The organism is Rothia sp. P7208, from assembly GCF_048512915.1.
GTDB lineage: Bacteria > Actinomycetota > Actinomycetes > Actinomycetales > Micrococcaceae > Rothia.
In genome coordinates this window covers 64,529-86,466 of sequence record NZ_JBLXXW010000002.1, presented here as the reverse complement: position 1 = coordinate 86,466, position 21,938 = coordinate 64,529, and the positions used below count along the sequence as shown (strand labels likewise).

At 46.1% G+C, this 21,938-nt stretch carries 18 protein-coding genes, 4 tRNA genes and 1 other RNA gene; 11 read left to right on the top strand and 12 right to left on the bottom strand.

Features of this window, described 5'->3' with window-relative positions:
* The first annotated feature begins 321 nt into the window (after positions 1-321).
* Entirely contained in the window at positions 322-1,803 is a 1,482-nt protein-coding gene (gene gndA, locus ACN084_RS03620; protein ID WP_419101372.1) for an NADP-dependent phosphogluconate dehydrogenase, read from the top strand.
* 125 nt (positions 1,804-1,928) lie between these two features.
* Here the strand turns inward: gndA and epsC are convergent, their stop codons facing one another.
* From epsC to msrA, 3 genes are all read right to left on the bottom strand, one after another.
* Positions 1,929-2,513, bottom strand: coding sequence for a serine O-acetyltransferase EpsC (epsC, locus tag ACN084_RS03615; RefSeq protein WP_419101371.1), 585 nt, complete (start codon positions 2,511-2,513; stop codon positions 1,929-1,931).
* A gap of 172 nt (positions 2,514-2,685) precedes the next feature.
* Positions 2,686-3,621: a cysteine synthase A gene (gene cysK / locus ACN084_RS03610; protein WP_419105921.1), complete on the bottom strand. Its 936-nt coding sequence runs from the start codon at positions 3,619-3,621 to the stop codon at positions 2,686-2,688.
* 100 nt (positions 3,622-3,721) lie between these two features.
* Positions 3,722-4,249: a peptide-methionine (S)-S-oxide reductase MsrA gene (gene msrA / locus ACN084_RS03605; RefSeq protein ID WP_419105920.1), complete on the bottom strand. Its 528-nt coding sequence runs from the start codon at positions 4,247-4,249 to the stop codon at positions 3,722-3,724.
* 133 nt (positions 4,250-4,382) lie between these two features.
* Between msrA and ACN084_RS03600 the strand changes: the two genes are divergently transcribed.
* A complete protein-coding gene (locus tag ACN084_RS03600; protein ID WP_419105919.1) occupies positions 4,383-5,279 on the top strand; it encodes a Nif3-like dinuclear metal center hexameric protein in 897 nt (298 codons plus the stop codon).
* 93 nt (positions 5,280-5,372) lie between these two features.
* On the opposite strand, the gene ACN084_RS03595 is transcribed toward ACN084_RS03600, so the two are convergent.
* Together ACN084_RS03595 and ACN084_RS03590 are read right to left on the bottom strand one after the other, a co-directional pair.
* On the bottom strand, positions 5,373-7,664 hold the full coding sequence (locus tag ACN084_RS03595; RefSeq protein WP_419105918.1) for an HtaA domain-containing protein: 2,292 nt from the start codon (positions 7,662-7,664) through the stop codon (positions 5,373-5,375).
* Between the two features lie 139 nt (positions 7,665-7,803).
* Positions 7,804-8,568 carry a YaaA family protein gene (locus ACN084_RS03590; protein WP_419105917.1) on the bottom strand — a complete coding sequence of 255 codons (765 nt, stop codon included), beginning with the start codon at positions 8,566-8,568 and terminating at the stop codon, positions 7,804-7,806.
* Between the two features lie 30 nt (positions 8,569-8,598).
* On the opposite strand from ACN084_RS03590, the gene rnpB reads away from it, so the two are divergent.
* Positions 8,599-8,958, top strand: an RNA gene (rnpB, locus tag ACN084_RS03585) — RNase P RNA component class A.
* Between the two features lie 30 nt (positions 8,959-8,988).
* Here rnpB and def read toward each other — a convergent pair.
* The 3 genes from def to orn all read right to left on the bottom strand — a co-directional run bounded on the left by def (position 8,989) and on the right by orn (position 10,444).
* Complete coding sequence (def, locus tag ACN084_RS03580; protein ID WP_419105916.1) at positions 8,989-9,561, bottom strand: peptide deformylase; 573 nt, start codon at positions 9,559-9,561, stop codon at positions 8,989-8,991.
* 84 nt (positions 9,562-9,645) lie between these two features.
* Positions 9,646-9,721, bottom strand: a tRNA-His gene (locus tag ACN084_RS03575).
* A gap of 102 nt (positions 9,722-9,823) precedes the next feature.
* Positions 9,824-10,444, bottom strand: a complete 621-nt coding sequence (gene orn, locus ACN084_RS03570; RefSeq protein WP_419105915.1) for an oligoribonuclease — start codon at positions 10,442-10,444, stop codon at positions 9,824-9,826.
* A 152-nt stretch (positions 10,445-10,596) separates the two neighbouring features.
* Between orn and mptB the strand changes: the two genes are divergently transcribed.
* Positions 10,597-12,162 (top strand): polyprenol phosphomannose-dependent alpha 1,6 mannosyltransferase MptB, encoded by a 1,566-nt coding sequence (gene mptB, locus ACN084_RS03565; protein WP_419105914.1) that lies wholly within the window; start codon positions 10,597-10,599, stop codon positions 12,160-12,162.
* 70 nt (positions 12,163-12,232) lie between these two features.
* Here mptB and ACN084_RS03560 read toward each other — a convergent pair.
* Positions 12,233-12,305, bottom strand: a tRNA-Arg gene (locus ACN084_RS03560).
* Positions 12,306-12,453: 148 nt separating this feature from the next.
* Here ACN084_RS03560 and ACN084_RS03555 point away from each other — a divergent pair.
* The 3 genes from ACN084_RS03555 to ACN084_RS03545 all read left to right on the top strand — a co-directional run bounded on the left by ACN084_RS03555 (position 12,454) and on the right by ACN084_RS03545 (position 15,590).
* Complete coding sequence (locus ACN084_RS03555) at positions 12,454-12,762, top strand: antibiotic biosynthesis monooxygenase family protein (RefSeq protein WP_419101362.1); 309 nt, start codon at positions 12,454-12,456, stop codon at positions 12,760-12,762.
* 174 nt (positions 12,763-12,936) lie between these two features.
* Positions 12,937-14,616: an energy-dependent translational throttle protein EttA gene (gene ettA / locus ACN084_RS03550; protein WP_419101361.1), complete on the top strand. Its 1,680-nt coding sequence runs from the start codon at positions 12,937-12,939 to the stop codon at positions 14,614-14,616.
* Between the two features lie 251 nt (positions 14,617-14,867).
* The gene (locus ACN084_RS03545; RefSeq protein WP_419105913.1) at positions 14,868-15,590 is read left to right on the top strand and encodes a transcriptional regulator; all 723 of its coding nucleotides are present in this window, start codon (positions 14,868-14,870) and stop codon (positions 15,588-15,590) included.
* A 169-nt stretch (positions 15,591-15,759) separates the two neighbouring features.
* Here the strand turns inward: ACN084_RS03545 and ACN084_RS03540 are convergent, their stop codons facing one another.
* Entirely contained in the window at positions 15,760-16,158 is a 399-nt protein-coding gene (locus ACN084_RS03540; RefSeq protein WP_419101359.1) for a globin, read from the bottom strand.
* Positions 16,159-16,296: 138 nt separating this feature from the next.
* Complete coding sequence (gene pepN / locus ACN084_RS03535; RefSeq protein ID WP_419105912.1) at positions 16,297-18,843, bottom strand: aminopeptidase N; 2,547 nt, start codon at positions 18,841-18,843, stop codon at positions 16,297-16,299.
* A 238-nt stretch (positions 18,844-19,081) separates the two neighbouring features.
* On the opposite strand from pepN, the gene ACN084_RS03530 reads away from it, so the two are divergent.
* The 3 genes from ACN084_RS03530 (at position 19,082) to ACN084_RS03520 (ending at position 21,267) form a co-directional block, all read left to right on the top strand.
* Positions 19,082-19,570 carry a ribose-5-phosphate isomerase gene (locus tag ACN084_RS03530; RefSeq protein WP_419101357.1) on the top strand — a complete coding sequence of 163 codons (489 nt, stop codon included), beginning with the start codon at positions 19,082-19,084 and terminating at the stop codon, positions 19,568-19,570.
* A gap of 26 nt (positions 19,571-19,596) precedes the next feature.
* Positions 19,597-20,487, top strand: coding sequence for an Fpg/Nei family DNA glycosylase (locus ACN084_RS03525; RefSeq protein ID WP_419105911.1), 891 nt, complete (start codon positions 19,597-19,599; stop codon positions 20,485-20,487).
* A gap of 168 nt (positions 20,488-20,655) precedes the next feature.
* Entirely contained in the window at positions 20,656-21,267 is a 612-nt protein-coding gene (locus ACN084_RS03520; RefSeq protein ID WP_419105910.1) for a TenA family protein, read from the top strand.
* 134 nt (positions 21,268-21,401) lie between these two features.
* On the opposite strand, the gene ACN084_RS03515 is transcribed toward ACN084_RS03520, so the two are convergent.
* A tRNA-Gly gene (locus tag ACN084_RS03515) sits at positions 21,402-21,475 on the bottom strand.
* Between the two features lie 273 nt (positions 21,476-21,748).
* On the opposite strand from ACN084_RS03515, the gene ACN084_RS03510 reads away from it, so the two are divergent.
* Positions 21,749-21,823, top strand: a tRNA-Pro gene (locus tag ACN084_RS03510).
* The last annotated feature ends 115 nt before the right edge of the window (positions 21,824-21,938 follow it).

Genomic DNA, 21,938 nt, shown 5'->3' with positions numbered 1-21,938 from the left:
TTTTTGTATCTTAAGGAACATGCTGTGAACTCCTATAAACCACGGCACCTCAGTGCCATTATCATGAGCCTCGTCTGGCTTCTCATCTCCCTATACTTTCTTACTCAAGATACATACACGGCCATGTGGTCAATGTTTGCAGTATTCTCCGCCCTTTGGTGCGTCTTATCCTTCTGGGTATTGCTGACCGACCGGATAGAGTGACAACACTCTCAAAAATTTGTGCATGTAGAGTGCTGACATAGGGGTAACAATGTTCGCTTGCAAAAAAGTGAAGTCAATAAGTACCCATCTGTACCGTCGAGAGCTTAGAGTTAAGCTATGACTGAAAAAAATGCTGCACAGAAGGCACAAATCGGCGTCACAGGTCTTGCTGTGATGGGCGCAAACCTTGCTCGAAACCTTGCTCGCCACGGATATACCGTGGCTTTGCACAACCGCTCCGTTGAAAAAACTGACGCACTTCTTCAAGAACATGGTGACGAGGGTTCATTCATCAGAACAGAAACCTTGCAAGAACTTGTTGACTCCTTGGAATCTCCGCGTCGCATCCTCATCATGGTTAAAGCAGGTGCTCCTGTTGATGCGGTGATCGCTCAACTTGTTCCACTTCTAGATAAAGACGACATTATTATTGACGGCGGTAACTCTCATTTCCCCGACACCATGCGTCGTGAACGAGAACTTGCCGAACAAGGTCTGCACTTTGTTGGTGTTGGTGTCTCTGGCGGTGAAGAAGGAGCTCTTCTGGGGCCTTCTATTATGCCTGGTGGCTCTGCTAAATCTTATGAATCTGTTGGCCCCTTGCTCGAAAGTATCGCAGCTAAAGCTCCGGATGGAACACCTTGCTGTTCTTGGATTTCTACCGACGGCGCCGGCCACTTCGTGAAAATGGTTCATAACGGTATCGAATATGCCGATATGCAGGTTATCGGAGAGGCCTACGATCTTCTTCGTTCAGTGGCGGGGGTAGAACCTGCTGAACAAGCAGAGATCTTCAAGTCGTGGAATAACACTGAATTGAACTCTTATCTCATCGAAATTACATCTGAAGTTCTAGCTCAGGTTGATGCTAAGACAGGTAAACCTCTAGTTGACGTTATTGTTGATGAAGCTGGCCAGAAGGGAACAGGACGTTGGACTGTTCAAGCTGCTCTAGACCTTGGCTCACCCGTTACCGGCATCGCAGAATCTGTTTTTGCGCGCGCACTTTCTTCTTCCAATACGCAGGCTCGCAAAGAAGCTCAAAAAGAATTACCAGCAGGACTCATCAACACGACGGAGATTCCCGCCGGAGACCCCGCGTTCATCGAGGATGTGCGCAGAGCGCTCTTCGCATCAAAACTTGTATCATATGCTCAAGGCTTAGACCAGATTGTTGCTGCCGGAAAAGAATACGGTTGGAATCTTCAACTCGATAAAATCGCTAGTTTGTGGCGTGCCGGTTGTATTATCCGTGCAGAGCTACTCGGCGAGATTATGCAAGCTTACTCTCAGGAGCAACAGCCTGTTAACATGCTTCTAGCGCCAGGATTCAAATCTCTGATGGAATCCTTACTCCCTTCATGGCGTCGCGTTGTTTCTCAAGCAACAGCATTAGGTATCCCTGTTCCTGTCTTTGCCTCATCACTGTCATACTACGACGGGCTACGACGAGACCGCCTACCGGCAGCTCTCATTCAAGGGCAACGCGATTTCTTCGGCGCACACACCTACGCACGAGTAGACAGCGAAGGAATGTGGCACACTCTATGGAGCGGTGACCGTTCTGAGATTAATGCAGCGGATTCACACACCCACTAGTAGTAGGTATATTGCTGCTTCATCATGATTGAGGCCTATCGCCTCATAAAATATCTAAGGTTCCGCACCACTAACATGGTGCGGAACCTTAGATATTTAAACTCGATTTTTTCTATAACAAGTATTTATATCCACATGGCTGGGTCAATATACTCTACAGGATCAACGAGTGGTTTTTTCTTCTCTGGAGTACGAGGCTTAGAACGTGCTGGAATACCCGTAATGATGGAATCTGCGGGGTGATCATGGACAACTACTGCATTGCCTCCAATCGCAGAATCATCACCGATATAAATCGGCCCAAGAACTTTTGCACCCGCCCCAATAGTGACCCTATGACCAATAGTAGGATGACGTTTTGTCTTTTCTAAAGACCGCCCACCCAAAGTCACTTGGTGATAAAGCATGACGTCATCACCAATTTCAGTTGTTTCTCCAATAACGATACCCATGCCGTGATCAATGAAGAAACGACGCCCAATCTTGGCTCCAGGATGGATTTCAACGCCCGTGAGAAACCGCGCAAACTGGGAGAGTGTACGAGCTACTAACTTAGTGTGTTCTTTTTGCCAGAGACGATGAGCAATACGATAAAACCACACTGCGTGCATCCCTGAATAGTTAAGGATAATGTCTAAGGTATTGCGTGCGGCAGGGTCATGCGTGCGCACGGTTTGTATATCTTCTTGTAGCCGTTTGATGAAGCTCAATGAACGTCTTTCTGGAAATGCTGAAATATGTACGTTCAGTACAACTGTTGTACTATAACAGGTTATTCCCTAAGACTAATATTTTTAGGACGTTCCACAAAAAATAGCCTATCTGAGGGAACCGCTAAACATATGATTCCCTGCAGATAGGCTATTTTAGAGGAGCCTTATATTAGCTACGAATGTCCTCATATAAGATGGTGGAGATATAGCGTTCACCAAAGTCTGGGACTATCGCAACGATAAGCTTATCTTGGTTTTCAGATTTCTTTGCTTCTTCAAGAGCCGCCCATACCGCTGCACCGGCAGAGATACCTCCAAGAATGCCTTCTTGAGTTCCAAGAGCTCGTGACGTAGAGACTGCATTTTGGGTGCTTACTGGAATGACACGATCATAAATATCGCGGTCTAGAGTATCAGGAACAAAGTTTGCTCCAAGACCTTGAATCTTATGAGGTCCAGCGGTACCACCGGATAATAGTGCAGAATCTTCTGGCTCAACGGCTATAACCTGAATATGAGGGTTTTTTTCTTTAAGAAACTTCCCTGTACCAGAGACCGTTCCTCCCGTGCCAACTCCAGCAACAAAGATATCGACTTTTCCTGCTGTATCTTCCCAAATCTCAGGACCAGTAGTGTTGTAATGAATTTCAGGATTAGCGCTATTTGAGAACTGTGAAGCAAGAATTGCGTTCTCTGTTTGTTCAACAATTTCTTGGGCTTTTTCTACTGCTCCACGCATACCATCGGCCCCGGGAGTTAGAATAATTTCTGCACCGTAGGCACGAAGCATAACGCGGCGTTCATTGGACATTGTTTCTGGCATTGTGAGGATAACTTTATATCCACGAGCTGCACCAACCATTGCCAGAGCAATACCGGTGTTTCCAGAAGTACCTTCAACAATAGTTCCGCCAGGTTGTAACTTCCCTGATTTTTCTGCGGCATCAATAATTGCCTTACCGATACGATCTTTTACGGAATTTGCGGGGTTGTAGAATTCGAGCTTGACAGCAACATTGCCTGGCAAATCTGCATCAAGACGGTTAAGTTTGATGAGTGGAGTGCCACCAATAATTTCTGTAACGTTCTGGTATATCTTCGACATAGGTCCTCTTCTGATTTTCTTGAGAAGTTCTATCACGTATGTATCACTTTACGGGGTGACTCATAGATTTATATCAACTCTGAAACATATCGTAACGTTATTATTGGTCTTTGAGATATGAGGAAAATGCCTGTCGAGCTTTAGACACTTTTGGATTAATAACGGCTGAGCAATACCCTTGTTCTGGGTTCTTCGCATAATAATTTTGATGGTACTCTTCTGCCTCCCAAAAGGCTCCCAACGGTTCAACAACTGTGACGATAGGTGAATCCCATAGGTTTTGTGCTCGTTGGATAGCCTGAGTTATGAGCTGATGTTCTTCATCTGTCGAATAAAACAGCGCAGAACGGTATTGTGAACCAACATCTGCACCTTGCTGATCCCAACTGGTTGGATTATGAGAAGCCATGAAAATATCAAGGATAATATCTGCTGGAATTATCTGAGGGTCAAAATATACTTTGACTACTTCAATATGCCCGGTATTCCCGTCACATATTTGAGGATATGTGGGGGAAGATAATATTCCTCCTGTATATCCAACAACGCAATCGGTAATTCCTCGGAAATTTCTTAAAACTGCTTCTAAACACCAGAAACAACCTCCGCCAAGAACGAGAGTCTGCACCGTTACCACCTTATTGGTCTCAATCTTTTTTACTGTTACATCTAGTGTACTGCTGAGATGAGAGCTAAAGTTCTGTATCTTTTGGTTGGTTTTGGTATATGTTGATGCCTAGAACTCATGAGACGATAAGAGTATGACAGAGCAAAAAATACCTTCGCTAGAACATGTGGTTCGAACTTTTCATGAGATGTTTCCTCCTCATCTATCTGAAAGTTGGGATGCTAGCGGTCTTATCTCGGGAAGAATGAAACAGCCTGTGCGTTCTATTGGGTTTGCTGTAGACGCTACTGTTGCTGTGGCGCGTGAAGCTGTGCAACGTGGAACAGATGTATTGATTACTCATCATCCTTTGCTATTGCGGCCTGTGCATTTTATAGCGGATGATACGTATAAAGGAGAAGTTTTACAGATTCTTATCGAGGGACAATGTGCTTTATTGGGTGCTCATACGAATGTTGATTCTTCACCGTTGGGCACGAATGATGTTTTCATGAAGCTTCTTGGCATTGAGCAGGCACAAGTGCTCAGTGACTCTCAATATGTTGAGATTGATGGGCAAGAGCATTGCGTAGGCATTGGTCGTATCGGTGAGCTACCAGAACCTATGACTTTAGAAAATTTATCCCATCGTATTGCTGACTTTCTTCCTGCGACGGCTGGGGGATTGCGTGTAGCGGGGCCTAGAACAGCGTATGTTCAGAAGATTGCACTGTGTACAGGTGCTGGTGACTCTCTGCTCGGTGAAGTTCGCAAGCAGGGCGCGGATGTGTATATTACTGCTGATTTAAGACATCATCCTGCCTCAGAGTTCCGTGAAGGCGCTTCCCTGGCGGGTGGTTCACCATACCTGATTGATTGTTCTCATTATGCTAGTGAAAGCCTTTGGTTAGAGGGGGTCGGAAGAGTTCTACAACAGAGATTATCTAAACAGGGATACGATATTTCTTTCTACGTTTCTGAGCTAAATACTGATCCATGGGATTTTGTGGTTTCTACCGGTAATGTTGCTGGTTCTGCAAGCACTTTTTAGCAGAATTCTGTAGGGAATGCACTGAAGAGGCCTTGTTGTAAACATTCATGTTTACAACAAGGCCTCTTCGTTTTGTCTTACTCGCTTAGGATTTTATGAACGAGTTTGACGGCGTGAACGGGCAACGAGTATGCCACCTGCAGCAGTCATAAAGAGCGCTGACAGGGCAAGACCTGTTACGTGGGAGCCAGTGTAAGCAAGTTTTTTCTTCTGTTGAACTGCTTCATGGCTATGAACTGGCTCTGCAGGCTCAGTTGGTTCTGCAGGCTGAGTTGGTTCAGCTGGCTCAGTTGGTTCAGCTGGCTGAGTTGGTTCAGCAGGTTCAGCAGGTTCAGCTGGCTGAGTTGGTTCAGCTGGCTGAGTTGGTTCAGCTGGCTCAGTGGGTTCAGCTGGCTCAGTTGGTTCAGCTGGCTCAGTTGGTTCAGCTGGCTCAGTTGGTTCAGCAGGTTCAGTTGGCTCTGCTGGCTGAGTTGGTTCAGCTGGCTCAGTTGGTTCAGCAGGCTCAGTTGGCTCTGCTGGCTGAGTTGGTTCAGCTGGCTCAGTTGGTTCAGCAGGTTCAGTTGGCTCTGCAGGCTCAGTAGGTGTTACGGCTTCTTGATTCTTGACAAGACGAGTCAAGAACTGCTCATCATCATAATCACTATTACGCACAACAGTTGGCATAATAATGTCGCCATTTTCCATGACTACAGTAAGAGGATTATCCTGAGCAGTGCGCTCCATGTTAGGAACGCTTAACTCCATAACAGGCTCATAATTGCTATCAAACCAAACAACCTTGCTATGAGTTCCGTCCAAGACAGCAACACGATCGCCGTCAGAGAATACTGACGCGATGGAAGAGATATCTACAGGAGGAACCTCAGTTGGTTTAATAACAGAGAACTGGCCATTTCCATAACCGAGCACTTGCCAACGAGAAGAACTTCCCCAGAAACCATTCCAACGGAAAATAGTTTTTCCATCATCAGAAGTTCGAACGTTGCGCATGCTCGCTCCAAGACCTTCTGCAGGCTGTGCTTCTGCTATCTCGTATACAGGGGTATCTGTATTAGAGAACTGCAAAATGTGTCCACGAAGAATGTACTCATTACCTGTTTCTTCGTAAAGACTGGTGGAAGGTGAAAAAACGAAGGAACCATCAGCTAGAGGCTCAAGAATGCGTGAATTATTAGTCCACTTATCACCGTAATAATCTTTGACAGAATATGCCTTTACACCTTTAAGTGCAGGAGAAACCTCGTAAGGGTCAGGCAACTTGTGAGAAGAAACAGTGCCAGAGGCATCCACAAACTGGATGGTTCCGCTACCTTCATCATCAACAGTGAGCAAAGCTAAACTATCGTTGAAAGGATTGTAACCCAAAGCAGAGACACGCTCATTTTCAGGGGCAACAAGTCCATCAACAACACCATCATTTACGAGTGTGCCGGACTCATTAACAACGAATTTGTCTACTGCGCGAGTTTCGGAGTTAACTACATAGAAGATTCCACGATTTGCATCAGTGGTGAACGGCAAAGATTTAACAGTTGGAACCTCAATTGAAGATACTGGCTCCATAGTTTCGGTATCAAGAACCGTGAATTTAGGAGCGGAATCTCCCCAATACTCCGCGTATCCATGGACGACGTACTTGCCAATGCGTGAAGCTTTGTGAACGTCACTGTAATCTAGGCCAGTATTCCAGCTCTTGCCAATAGAGTAGTCTGATTCTGCAACTTTGACAGTCTTTCCCTGATAAGAAAAACTCAACGGAGCCAAAGCGGTGCCCGCGTTGTAGAAGTTGGAGAATGCGTGAGCACCTTCTTCAGTAAGTTCCGTTGCGATATTATCCCAAACGACAACACCATCATTTTCAGACTGTGTTGCGCCATCCAGTTTGAGGTCTGCCATAACAATGCGAGAAGGGCCCTCAATTTGCTTGGACTGATAATTGCGGGTACGAACGACAAAGCTGAGTGTAGAAGTTCCTTCTGGGTTGAGCACAATCTGAGGCTCAGAAAGAGAAAGATCCAATTCGCAGGTATCTACATTGTCAGTATCTGAACAATGAGATGCGAAACGAACCTGACCAGAACCAGTAATGGTTGTTACACCATCTTTTTCTTCAACTTCGTTAAATGGGAAGTTGTAGATTCCGTTTTCTTCAGTAACATCGTCGCTGATGCTGTAGTGTCCCCCAACATAAGAGATAAATGAAGGACGGATTCCCCAGTGCATCGCACCAAGTTGCTGAACTTGGGCGTCACTGGCGATAACTGCTGTTGCAGGGGCGTTTTCTTGTGCGAATGCTACCGCAGCCGCGGGGACAAGAAGAGCTCCAGCAAGGCTCAGCGCACAAGCTCTGCGCTGAAAGTTCTTAAAAGAGAATGAGTGAGGCAAAATGGGCCTACCTTTAGAAATGTGCCGGATAAGGACAGCCTTATCTTACACTTAACTAAAGTTTAGATTCTATAGTTTCGAACTAAAATTGTCCGGTAAAAACAGATATGTTCTTTTGGTGTGTTTTATCCCATGAAAACTAGCGAACTACGAGAGTGAGAATACCTGCAGACTTTGCTGTGGCAGGGGAAAACTCAATTTCCCAGTCCTTGGACAATTCATTTATCAGCTCGTCTAGGACATTAATCTCAGTTAAGCCTTTCTGGACAAGGTATCGTCCTAGCTCACCTCGATAATGCTTAGCCATGTGGGAGACAACCTTACGTTCATCGCCTTCAAGAACTTTCTCAACACGAACGCTTAAAGTCCGCTCTACCGGCGTAGGATAAGCCTTCACATATGCTGCAGATCGACAATCGATAACCAACTCGCCGTCATAGTGACGGTTCAAGACTGTTGGAAGTTCACCTTTCCAATACTTTGCAAGATCTCCAATCTCACCAAGCTTTACACCCATAGACAACCTATATGCAGGAATAACGTCCGAGAAACGGACAGCTCCCCAAAGAGCAGAAATAATCACCACAGAATTGATAGCGCGTTCTTGAGCCTGCTCATCTAGAGAAGAAAAATTAAAAGCTTCAAATAATACGCCACTATAAACTTCAGACGCTTGAGCTGCAGGCTCTCGCCATAATCGTGTGTTGCGCTCTACTTCTTGAGCCAAGGATGCCCCTACCTTAAGCTGAGCCAAAGCATCCTCAGAATCGCTGACTATCTGGAGCTGCTGCATCAACTCCTCACGTGACTGAGTGAGCTCAGGAAAACTCAAATCCGCTAAATCGACAGTTCGATCTGTATTTTGAGCTGTTTTGCCTTCTGAAGGAGGAAATAAAATAAGCATGCTTTAAGTGTAGTAGAATCAAGGTACGAACGGGACGTTCAGGCAATTGCGTGGTAAACCACCACGAGGAAAGTCCGGGCTCCATAGCACAGAATGGTCGATAACGTCGACTCAAGGTAACTTGCAGGAAAGTGCCACAGAAAATAGACCGCCTAGAACTCTAGGTCAGGGTGAAAAGGTGGTGTAAGAGACCACCAGTGTTATAGGTGACTATAACAGCTTGGTAAACCCCATTCGGAGCAAGGCTAAATAGAGCACGTAGTAAGTAGTGCGCTGAAGTGCTCGGGTAAGCTGCTTGAGCCTAGAAGCAATTCTAGGTCTAGATGGATAATTGCCACTTAACACAGGACGTATTAAGTACAAAACCCGGCTTATCGAGCGTCCCGTTCGTACCCCGCTCAGATGGTTGGATTTCCACTTTTAATGGCCAAAAGGATCTGGGTCAACCCCCGGCAGCCATGAATTCCCCTCCATAGTCCACCCTTCACGTTTAATAACTTTTTTAGCTTTTGCTGTCCACTTCTTATTAAGACGATTGACATATAGTTTGCCATCTAGATGGTCTGTTTCGTGTTGCATCACCCGGGCAAACCAGCCAGTTGCTTCAAACTCAAGGGGATGACCTTGGGCGTCAAGACCTCGAACCCCTACCCATTCTGCTCTTTTGAGAGGGAATCCATATCCAGGAAATGATAGGCAGCCTTCTTCTTCCTCGTCAGGGTCAGGGTCAGCAGAGGAAATTTTTCCAAGAGTTAGTACCGGATTGATAACAACACCTAGGGGAGGGACTCCGTCGTCATTATCAAACTTATAAGTAAAAAGTCTGAGTCCTACGCCAACCTGCGGGGCAGCGAGCCCAACACCATGAGAAAGTTCTTGAGTCTCATACATGTTGTCAATCAGCTCGGCTAAGGTGTCGTCGAATGCTGTGACAGGTTCTGCTCTTCGGTGTAGAACAGGGTTTCCATGAATAACAATGGGAAGGGTTGTCATCAAAACTCCTTAACGTGGAATCCTAGAAAATAGCGACATATAGTAAAAGGGTCGTTACGGCTAATGCCATAACGACCCTTTCTCTGGGGTGATCGACGGGGGTCGAACCCGCGACCTCCTGGACCACAACCAGGCGCTCTGCCAACTGAGCTACGACCACCATAAGCTACTAACCCAAAGTGTTGTATAAGGACTTTGTTTTAGCAACAGATAATAGCTTACCTACTAATATGATAAAACCAAAACTGAAATCATGTGATGCTTAACACTGTTTAGGGGTTTGCGAAGAAAACTCTTGAGCAATTTTGGCGGATTCCACGGAATCAGGGCCCGGAGCTGGAACAAAAACTGTCCGACGATAGTACCTTAACTCGTTAATAGAATCCCTAATATCTCCCAACGCGCGATGGTTCCCCGTCTTCTGTGGAGCACTATACGCAGCAGCAGGGAACCACCTGCGAGCAAGTTCCTTAATCGTAGATACATCAATCACCCGATAGTGAAGATGCTCAATGACCTCTGGCATATCGCGGGTCAAAAAAGCCTTATCTGTTCCCACAGAATTGCCACCTAGCTGAGCTTTGCCTGCAACCGGAACAAATCTTTTAATGTACTCAAGCACCTGAGCTTGAGCTTCACTCAACGAAAGACCAGAACTAAGCTCCTTAAGCAGACCAGAATTTTCGTGCATATTCCGCACAAAATCGTCCATCTGCTCAAATGCTTCTGGTTCAGGCTTAATGACAACATCTAACCCGTCATCAACAATATTCAGCTCAGCATCAGTAACAATAACCGCTACCTCAATGAGAGCATCCTGCTGCAACGACAGTCCTGTCATCTCACAATCAATCCATACAATTCGTTCATTAGAAATAGACACAAACTCTAATCTACTCTCAAGAACGAAGAAAAAGAAAACCTTAACTAAAAACTTCTCAAGAATTAGCTGACGCATCTCGTAGCCCATACTGCCAAAAAACAAATAACAGGTAAAATTAACGTCAATAACCGGCACCCCTTATCAGGAACCCTATGAATCAAACAGTAGAAAAACCTTCTCGCGCATCTAGTCAGTATCGGCGCAATCTCGGAAAACGTTACGTCTATAAAAACCCAATGCGCACGATCATCATGGGAACCATAGGCTCTATGCTTATGACAATAGGTTCCTTTGGTGTTGGCTGGATTAGTGACGCATCACCTCTGAACAGAGAGCCGCTGATTATTGCCTTGCGATATAACGTTGCAGGCATTGTCACCTGTATCTTGCTATTAGCAGTCGGTGGAATGATGATGTGCAGGGAATGGCTCAGGCTTTCTCAAAAGCTTGGAGTTTGGGACGGTGACGCCAGCCAATGGACGTGGAGAGCCATTATCTGCTGGACAACGCCACAACTATTTGCATTCCCACTCTTCAGTCGAGACGTTTTCTCCTACTTCGCGCAAGGACGAGTCATGCTTGCCGGGCTAAACCCCTACGAAAACGGCGTCTCGACCATCAACAATTTCTTCCAATACGGGGCAGACCCTCTCTGGGCGCAATCGCCACCACCTTATGGGACGCTCTTTTTGTGGATTGAAGAATTTGTTGTCAGAATTGCTGGATCAAATATTGACCTAGGCATTATCTTGTTTAGGCTCATTGCACTTTTCGGAGTTGCGTTAATTGCCTACTATGTACCCAAAATTGCAGTTCTTCACGATATCAATCACACACGTGCATTATGGCTTGTTGTCACAAACCCGCTCTTTATTGCTCAATTCGTAACCGCCGCGCACAACGACGCTCTCATGACAGGTATCGCCCTAGCCGGATTTTACTACGCTACAAAAAACCGTAACTATCGAGGCGGTATTCTCGGGGCGACATTGGTGACTTTAGCTGTTGCTATCAAACCCATTGCTCTCGTGCTCCTACCGTTTATCGGGCTGCTTTGGGCCGGAGAAGATGCCTCGTGGAGAAGAATCTTCATTACGTGGTTCTATGTTGGTGTAATCTCCCTTACAGAACTGACCGTGATGGGGCTACTCAGCGGTTTCGGGTTCGGGTGGATTGGTGCACTCTCGACGACCGGAGGTCAATACATTTGGTATTCGCCGATGGGCTTCCTTATGGTAGTGGGTTCATCTATTGTTGCTTTTTTCTCATCGTCAGAAACTGCAGACTTCGTCAAAGACACTATTGGCAGTATCAGCAAATATATCGGTATGGGAAGTGCTGTCGCTATCATGTTCTGTAAATCATGGCCTGAAGTTGTTCGACGAGCAGGGCTATCTCTAGGACTTGTTGTTGTCTTCTCTCCTATGATCCAATCGTGGTACTTACTATGGGTGATACCGTTCTTTGCTGTCACCGGCATCAAAAACAACTGGGAGTTGGACTTCTACTTCATTACCACACTATTTTTCATGATTTATGCGGTAAGTGACCAGCTAGACGTATCACCCTATCTCAAAGATTTTGACACCAACATGGGGCGACTTCTCTCCGTCATTGTTTCCTTCGGGTATGCCTGTTATTTAGTCTTTATCGACGCTGCAACACGTCAAATTCTACGGGAAAGACGCCAACCTGCTACCTACCTAATGGTGGTCTAAATAGGTATTGCATTCAAAAGAAAAGAGGCCTTGCAACGCTATATAGCGTTGCAAGGCCTCTTTTGCTGGGTGCCCCAGGAGGGAGTCGAACCCCCGACCAAGAGATTAGAAGGCTCCTGCTCTATCCACTGAGCTACTGAGGCAATAAGGTCAAAAATAACCTTTCTGTATGATACATCCAGATTCGTAGAGGAGCAAAAAGAAAGTACCTATAATGCGAAAAATCTATAGGTAATATCTGTCACCAAGCATATACTGGAAATAGCTCAACAACGAAGAAAGAGAGCTATCATGACCATCCTTAAAATTAACAAGCTTGCTGTGAAAGACGGCAACTTTGCTGAACTCGAAAAACGATTTGCCCAACGCAAACACTCTGTCGATCAAGAACCAGGTTTTGAAGGTTTCGAGCTGTTACGTCCAACTGGAGAAGGACAAGAACACTACTTCGTCATTACCCGCTGGGCGGATGAAGAAAGTTTCCAAGCATGGGCAGCAAAACGCTCCCCACGAGACCCAAATACCACTGTTTCACGAGCTGAAGGAACGCTCAGCTTTGAAGTAGTTGACTTACCAGAGCTTGAAGAGTCCGGATACTAAAAATAATATCGACCAAAACTGCCCCAGATAGCGAACCGTCTATCTGGGGCAGTTCTCTCATAAACGTCTCACACCACACTCAACATAAGCTGATAGAACAAAACACCCAAGAACATTCCACACACTGACACTAAAGAACAGCAAGAAAAACCCGAATACGGTAGCCTAGAGACCATGGCAGAATTTATTTACACGATGAGCAAAGCCCGCAAAACAGTGGGCGACAAAGTCATCCTCAATGACGTTTCTATGTCATTTTTCCCAGGCGCTAAAATCGGTATGGTCGGCCCAAATGGTGCCGGAAAATCAACCATCCTCAAAATTATGGCAGGACTAGACACTCCATCTAACGGTGAAGCCCGTCTTTCTCCCGAATATACTGTAGGAATCCTTCTACAGGAGCCACCACTAAACGAAGAGAAAACCGTCCTAGGTAACGTCGAAGAAGGCGTCGGCGAGATTAAAGAAAAACTTGACCGATACAACGCCATCTCAGAAGAAATGGCAAATCCCGATGCAGACTTCGACTCGCTCATGGAAGAAATGGGCAAACTGCAAGAAGCTATTGATGCAGCCAACGCATGGGACCTCGACTCCCAACTTGAACAAGCGATGGACGCTCTCCGCTGCCCACCAGCAGATTCACCAGTAACAAAACTCTCCGGTGGTGAACGACGACGCGTTGCACTTTGCAAATTGCTATTAGAAAAACCAGACCTCCTTCTTCTCGATGAGCCCACGAACCACCTTGACGCAGAATCTGTGCTCTGGCTCGAACAACACCTACAATCCTACGAAGGTGCTGTTATTGCTGTAACGCACGACCGTTACTTCCTCGACCACGTTGCGGAGTGGATCGCTGAAGTTGACCGTGGAAACCTCTACCCGTATGAGGGCAATTACTCAACCTACCTCGAGAAGAAACGCGCCCGCCTAGAAGTTCAAGGCAAAAAAGACGCAAAATTGGCAAAGCGTCTTAACGATGAGCTCGACTGGGTCCGCTCGAATACTAAAGGCCGTCAAGCAAAATCTAAAGCTCGTCTTGCACGCTATGAAGAAATGGCAGCTGAAGCGGAGAAAACTCGTAAGCTTGATTTCGAAGAAATTCAGATTCCTCCAGGTCCACGCCTAGGTAACGTCGTCATTGAAGCTGAAAACCTTCAAAAAGGGTTTGATGGACGTTCTTTGATTAACGGACTGTCTTTCAGCCTGCCGCGTAACGGTATCGTCGGCGTCATCGGGCCAAACGGTGTGGGTAAATCGACCCTCTTCAAAACAATTGTTGGACTTGAAGAACTAGACGGCGGAGAACTCAAAATTGGTGAAACCGTCAAAATCTCATACGTTGATCAGAACCGTGCGAACATCGACCCTGAAAAAACACTCTGGGAAGTTGTTTCTGACGGACTAGACTACATTCAAGTAGGTCAAGTAGAGATGCCCTCTCGTGCTTATGTCTCGGCCTTCGGATTCAAAGGCCCCGACCAGCAAAAGAAAGCTGGAGTGCTCTCTGGTGGTGAGCGTAATCGTCTCAACCTAGCATTGACCCTCAAACAAGGTGGAAACCTTCTGCTCTTGGACGAACCAACAAACGACCTTGACGTAGAAACTCTTGCATCCCTTGAAAATGCGTTGCTTGAATTCCCCGGTTGTGCCGTTGTCGTATCCCACGACCGTTGGTTCCTCGACCGCGTTGCAACCCATATCCTTGCGTGGGAAGGTACCGACGAAAACCCAGATAACTGGTATTGGTACGAAGGTAACTTCGAGTCTTATGAAGCTAATAAAGTTGAACGTCTCGGCCCTGAAGCGGCAAAACCACACCGTGTCATTCACCGTAAATTGACTCGATAAGTTCATCATCTGCTCTGAGACAACGAGCAATGGACTCTGAACTGTAGAAGAGGGGTGTCACAACACTAAATAGTGTTGTGACACCCCTCTTTCTTGAAGAGTTCTTCTGAAGAAAAGCTGAGAGAACTTATCTAGACTCTCGTTCTTTATCCTCTGTACACGATATTCTTATAGATAAGGATTGCGCTAAAACTACGGTATAGGGTAAACCCTAGAACCTACAACATGTGATAAAGAGGTAGAACCGAAGAATGCTTAACAAAACAGCAGAAAATGCTTCGTACCTTCAGCTGGTAGATGTTAACCAAATTAAAGACTTCAAAACCTATCTCGCCCGCGCAAAATCTTTGGATGCACAAGCCTCAGTACGGCTCATTACTCGTGGCATGTCTGTCGGCGCCTATGTCTGTGCGTTGGCACCTGAAACACTCATCGATACCACACCTACCATCCTTGGGCTAAGAGCACTCAACATTGCTTCTGCCCAAACACTAGATACAACGGTAGAAATCAGCGCGGTACTTGATCGGCTTGCTCGTATTGATCAACAGAAAAATTATCTTTTCATCCCACCGGTGGTTACAACAGCATCATGGAGCGGTCAGCTGCCGCCTTTTAGCGACTGGGCGAAAATCGGTCGAACCACAGTAGGAGAGCTCAAAAAAATAGCTCTTGACGGAATGAATGCTGTAGATAGTGCTCTTCCGACTAACCCCGGACACGCTGTTCTAGCAACCGTCCGTTCTCGTATTTGGTCATCTCCTATGCCGTGGGAAGTAATAGAGAATCAAGAATACCGCTACACTCCAGAAAACTATACGCTTCCTAGTGGTATTGCTTTTGCTGCAGAAGTACTAGGATTTTTGCCACCCGTGGCGCATATGCCAGTCTATATCTATCATTCTGAGGGGTGGATTAGACTATCGTGCCCCATGGGACATGTCTTGTGTAAAAAATCTGCAAGTTCAGAATAAACTTCTTGAGAACCCTAGAACCCTAGAACCCTAGAACCCTAGAACCCTAGAACCCTAGAACCCTAGAACCCTAGAACCCTAGAACCCTAGAACCCTCTGAAAAAGCAAAACATAAAAATGTTTTCTACCTCGGTGATGCACCTCCAGAAAACACGTGGGGGGGGGGGAGCTAAGCACGGTTTTGCATTGCATGGGCTGCACGCTCTAAGTAGTCAAGCATTACTGTTTCGTGAAGAGGAGATAGCCCAAGCGTCTTGACCGACTCCCGCATATACTGCAACCAAGTGTCTCGTTCTTTGGCTCCAATAGCAAAAGGGAAATGCCTCATTCTTAAACGTGGATGACCCCGTTCTTGCTGATAGGTAGTCGGACCACCCCAATACTGTTCTAAAAACATTCGTAGCCGACGCTCCGCTGGCGCAAGGTCTTCTTCCGGATACATGGCTCGAAATTCAGGATCTGAAGCAACGCGTTGATAGAACTCTGAACAGAGCTTTTCAAAAGTTGGGGCGCCTCCAACTTGATGATAAAAAGATTGTTGTTCTGCTGGATGATTATGGGAACTCACGTTCACTAGCCTACCAAGAGAAAAGAACCGTTGAAACATCAAAAGACCCCTCAACCAATGTGCTGATGCTAAGAGAAGCACCAATCATCGTTAAGGGGTCTTTTGTTGACCAAGCTTTTGATCAGAAAGCTGTTGAGTTTATGAACGAGCGTCTGCTTCTTGGACTTTCAACGCTCGAACCATAGAATCTCGACATTCTGCAACTTGACGGTGTAAAGAACCCGCATCTTCTGGTAACGATGCTAAATACTGTTCGGTACGTTCAAGCAATTGTGCAGAATAATTCTGGGGGAATAGTCCACCAATAATTTGCTGAGAAATTTCATGGCTGCGAGAACGCCAAACCTGCTCAATAGCCTCAAAATAGCGTTCAACATAGGGTTCCATGAGCTGTTCGTCTGCACCGGTAAAGAATCCTGCAATAGCAGAGCGCTGAACGATATTCGAGAGCTCACCGGTTTCTACGATGTCATGCCACATCTTAGCTTTAGCTTCAGCTGTAGGAATAGACGCTTCAGCAGTAGCAGCAGCCTGCTGACCATTTGATGTGCGGTCTTGTTCGAGAGCTTGCGCAATTTCTTCTGCGCTGTATCGCCCACCGGCAGCTAGAGACTGAATGAAAGACCATCGCAAGTCAGTGTCTACGACGATACCTTCAAGAACTATTGAACCGTCCATCAACGACTGAACACGATCGAGCTGTTCATCTGACTTTGCAAGACGCGCAAAAGCGCGCACAAGCTGTAGTTGCTGGTCAGAATGAGGTTGGGCTTTCTGCGTGATGTCCCATAGACGATCTGCAACACGGATACGTAAATCGTGTGCATGAGAGCGAGCAACATAAAATGAGAGCGTGTGCTCGAGGTTAAGCAACTGAACACGCATTGATGTCGAGTTTGTTTCTGCACCAATGTTATTGAGAACAAGCTCAACAAAATGGTGTGCCGGCATTTGCGCATCACGAGTTGTATCCCACAATGAGCCCCATACAACGCTGCGGGCAGTGGGGGAGTCGATATCACCAAGATGGTCAATAGCTGTTTGCAAAGAGCGTTCGTCTAGACGAATCTTTGCATAAGCTAAATCTTCATCATTGAGAAGAATCAAATCAGGTCGTTCAACGCCGGAGGCTTCAGCCACGTCTGTAAGTTCACCATTAACGTCTAACTCAATACGCTTGGTACGTGTTAGTTTTCCTTCACGCAAAGAATAGAACCCGACGACAAGACGATGCGGACGTAGTGTCTCATACCCTTCCGCATAGCTTTGACGAATTTTCAACGATGAGATGTTACCGTTTTCATCTTCTTCAACTTCGCTAGTTAGCGTATTAACACCAGCGGTTTCTAACCATAGTGCAGACCATGAGCGAACGTCACGTCCGGAGGTAGCCTCTAACTCAACGAGTAAATCATCGAGGACGGTATTACCCCAAGAATGTTTTGCAAAATATTGGGTGAGTGCGGACATAAAGTTCTCTTGTCCAACCCATGCAACAAGTTGACGTAAAACAGAAGCACCTTTGGCGTAGGTGATACCGTCGAAGTTCACTTGCACATCGTTGAGGTCACGAATAGGCGCAACAATGGGGTGTGTCGATGAAAGCTGGTCTTGACGGTATGCCCAAGTTTTTCCTGATGCGGCGAAGGTTGCCCACGCTTGAGAGGAGAAACGAGTATTTTCCGCTGCTGCGAGAGTGCACATAAACTCAGCGAAAGATTCGTTGAGCCAGAGGTCATTCCACCATTTCATGGTGACAAGATCGCCAAACCACATGTGTGCTAGTTCGTGAAGAATAGTAATAGCACGACGTTCGATAAGAGCTTCAGTGGGTTTTGAACGGAAAATATAGTTCTCTAAGAAGGTGACTGCACCAGCATTCTCCATGGCGCCAGCGTTGAATTCTGGCACGAATAGCTGGTCATACTTTTCGAAAGGATAGGGTGTGTCGAATATCTTTTCGTAAAACTCGAATCCTTGACGCGTCAATGTGAAGATGTCTTCGGCATCTAGATACGGCATGAGAGATTTACGGGCAAAAGCACCTAATGCAATGGTTCGTCCTTCGGAATTGACTAAAGAACTTGTGACCTTTTCATAGGGGCCAGCAATAATTGCGGTGATATATGAGGAGATACGAGGTGTGGGCTTGAAACTCCAGAGTGTGCTGTCTGGTTGTTCGTGAACAGAAGTCTCAGGCTGGTTCGAGATAACAGTCCAGTGTTGAGGAGCTTTGACCGAAAAAACGAAGGATGCTTTGAGGTCTGGTTGTTCAAAGACAGGGTAGACTCGGCGGGAATCTGGAACCTCAAATTGGGAATAGAGGTAAACTTCTTGGTCAGCGGGGTCGACGAATCGGTGCAGCCCTTCACCGGTGTTGGTGTAGAGGAAATCTGCATCAATGATGAGGGTATTTTTTTCTGCTAGTTCTGGTAGCTGAATACGCACGCCATCAGCGAGGTCTACTGGAAGGTCAACACCATTGAGGTTAATGGAACGAACGGTGTCGGTAATGGCATCAATAAAAGTTGAGGCGCCAGCTACTGCATCAAAAACGATGGTTGCGTGGGTAGTAAAAATTCTTTCGCCTTGGGTCAAATCCACAGTGATGGTATAAGAATCAACGTGAGTGACAACGTTTGCGCGTTCAATTGCCTCAGCGCGTGTAAGGTTCATTCCCGGCATATAGCCCTCTCTTTTTTCAAAAATACGGGTGCAACGCAGACGCGTAGAATGCGCTACTCCTCAATCGTTACTAGAATCATTAGATAAGACCTAGCAGAACTATGAGCTAGAAGCTCTTCTCTCAAAGTCTAATGCCCTAGTTCACAAAGATGAAATAGGCGCTGCCTGAATAACTACTGCACGACAGCAGAAGAACTCCTCGTCTCTGCTGGCGTTATCGCTTTCAAGGAGTTTTACTATGCGCGTACATATTGCGACTGACCATGCTGGTTTAGAGATGAGTCAGTATTTTGTTCAGAAGCTAACAGAGAACGGATATGAGGTTATTGATCACGGTCCAAGCGAATATGATCCGCTAGATGATTATCCAAGTTTCTGTATTAATGCGGCTCTTGGTGTTCGGAAAGATAGAGAAGAGGGGCTGGATTCTTTAGGGATTGTTTTGGGCGGCTCGGGAAATGGCGAACAGATGGCAGCAAATAAAGTAACTGGTATCCGTGCCGCTTTGGCGTGGAACCACGATACTGCTGCTTTGGCTCGTGAGCATAATAATGCTCAGGTGGTGGCTATTGGCGGGCGTCAACACAGCCTTGAGGAAGCATGGGAAATTATTCGCGTTTTCTTGACGACTGCTTGGACTGGTGAAGAACGTCATCAACGCCGTATTGACCAGATGGCAGAGTACGAGGCTACTGGTGCTATTACTGGTCGAGAAATTAACTCCTAGCGTTTTGAGAAATTAGCGCGATTATTATGCCAGAAGGTCATTCGATTCATCGTCTTGCCCATCAATTTACGGAGCTATTTTCGGGGAAAGTTGTTGCTGTTACTAGTCCTCAGGGGCGTTTTAGTGATGGTGCCCAGTTGCTTGATGGGCAGACTATCACCGGTGCTTATGCTCATGGGAAACATCTTTTTATATGTTTTGATCATGACTTAACACTCAACGTCCATTTGGGAATCTATGGTGCTTGGACTTTTGGTGGTGAACATTTTATAGGCTCTACTGCTATTGGTGCTCCGCGTAAAGCTCAAGAGATAGAACAGACTGGGCAACGTTTGGTTGCTACGGCCCCTGCGGAGGTTGCTCCTACAACTCGGGCACGGATTATTGCTGATACTTGTTGGGCTGATCTTGTTGGTGCTATGACGTGCAGAGTGCTGACTCCTGAACAAGTAGCGAACGTTCGTGCTGAGTTAGGGCAAGACCCTCTTTCTCAGGACAGTTCTGTCGAGACGTTTTATGGGTCTTTGAAACGCACCTCCCGCCCTATTGCGGTAGTGCTGATGGACCAGAAAATTATTTCGGGCGTCGGAAATATTTTTAGAGCGGAATCGCTGTTTCGGCAGGGGATTGACCCGATGCGCCCTGCTCGAGACCTTTCCTTAGACGAAGCCTTATTGTTATGGGAGGATCTTTCAGATCTTCTTCGTGTCGGTGTTCGTTTGGGGAAGATTGTGACAACTCGTGATGAGCATCGTGCTGGTATTCCGTTAGAAGATGCGTGGCCGAACGCTGCATATTATGTGTATCAGAGGCAGGGGCAGAATTGTTTGTTGTGTTCCTCTTCTATCGCGATGAAAGAACTTGCTGGGCGTAAGTTGTATTGGTGTCCTCAATGTCAGTGTTCTTTGGCGGTGTAATAGTTTTGACATATATCCCCTATGTGTCCTAGCTCATTCTTTATGGGTTGGAGGGAATCTATACTTTCGGTATTGGTACCTACTGGCAATAAAGGTGGATTTATGTCTTGTCGCGTTCCCGTAACATCATCATTTACTTGTGGGGCAAACGTCCAAAAGCTTTTAGATATGACTTCGCAACGTTGGAAGGAAACGGTTGAACATCGTTTCGTCCATGAGTTGTTTGCGGGGACTATTGAAGATCAGGTCTTGCGAAATTACCTTGTTCAGGACTATCAATTCTTTGATGCTTTTTTGTCGATGCTGGGGGAGTGCGTAGCGTGTGCGGATGAGGCTTCCGTAAAATTGCGTTTTGCTCGTCAGCTAGGTTTTTTGGCAGAATCTGAAAATACTTATTTTGAGGATTCTTTTGATGAGTTGGGTGTTTCTGAGCAAGATCGTATTGCTCCACTGCTGACGGAGAATACGAGTGCTTTTGAGAAGCTTATGTATTCTGCGGTTGCGTCGCAGGATTATGCGCATTTATTGGTGATGTTGGTGATTGCTGAAGCTTTATATTTAGATTGGGGTTCTCTTGGGCTTCCAGAGCCTGAACGTCGTTTGCATCGTGGCTGGATAGAGCTGCATCGTGGTGAAGATTTTGCGCAGTGGGCACAATTTTTGGTGGATGAGTTAGAGCGTGTTCTTCAATTACGTGGTGGCGCTGACGAGAAGATTATTGCTCGGTGGTGTGAAGCTGTTGATCGTGAATACGAATTTTTTGATGAAAACTATCGGTAAAGATGGGTTGATTTGGTCCTCTGCATAGCGCTTTTATGAGCGTTGTGTAGGGGATTTTATGATTGCTTGAGAGTATAAAGGTTTCCGTGCATAAAAAAATATCCTGAAGCTTTATCGCTTCAGGATATTTTATGTGGAGGGGATGACGGGAATCGAACCCGCGTAATCAGTTTGGAAGACTGAGGCTTTACCATTAAGCTACATCCCCGTGGGACTCAATCTAGTAAACACTAGTTTTGATGCCCTGTCAACTCGAAAAGGGAATTTTTTTTGATTCTTTTCTCAAAGAGGGTCTTTGAGGGGTTGTAGAAAATTTTTTTTGAGATTTTTTCACGAGGTAGAAAAGTGCTTTTTACTAGTGGAAATGATGGTCTTCGGGAGTTATTTTTGGTGTTTTTGGGGGTTAAAAACTGCTTAAAAAAGTTTTTCGAGTAGCGAGGATTAAAAAACTGTTATACACTGGATAACGCCTTGTGCTGAACGGGGTGTGGCGTAGCTTGGCTAACGCGCCTGCTTTGGGAGCAGGAGATCGCAGGTTCGAATCCTGTCACCCCGACATGAGTTAGCAGAACCCGTCGAAGTATTCTTTCGACGGGTTTTGCTTTATCATAAGAACCATTACAAGAATCTGCGAGTCAACAATACTTGCGGATAACCGACTAAATATTCAG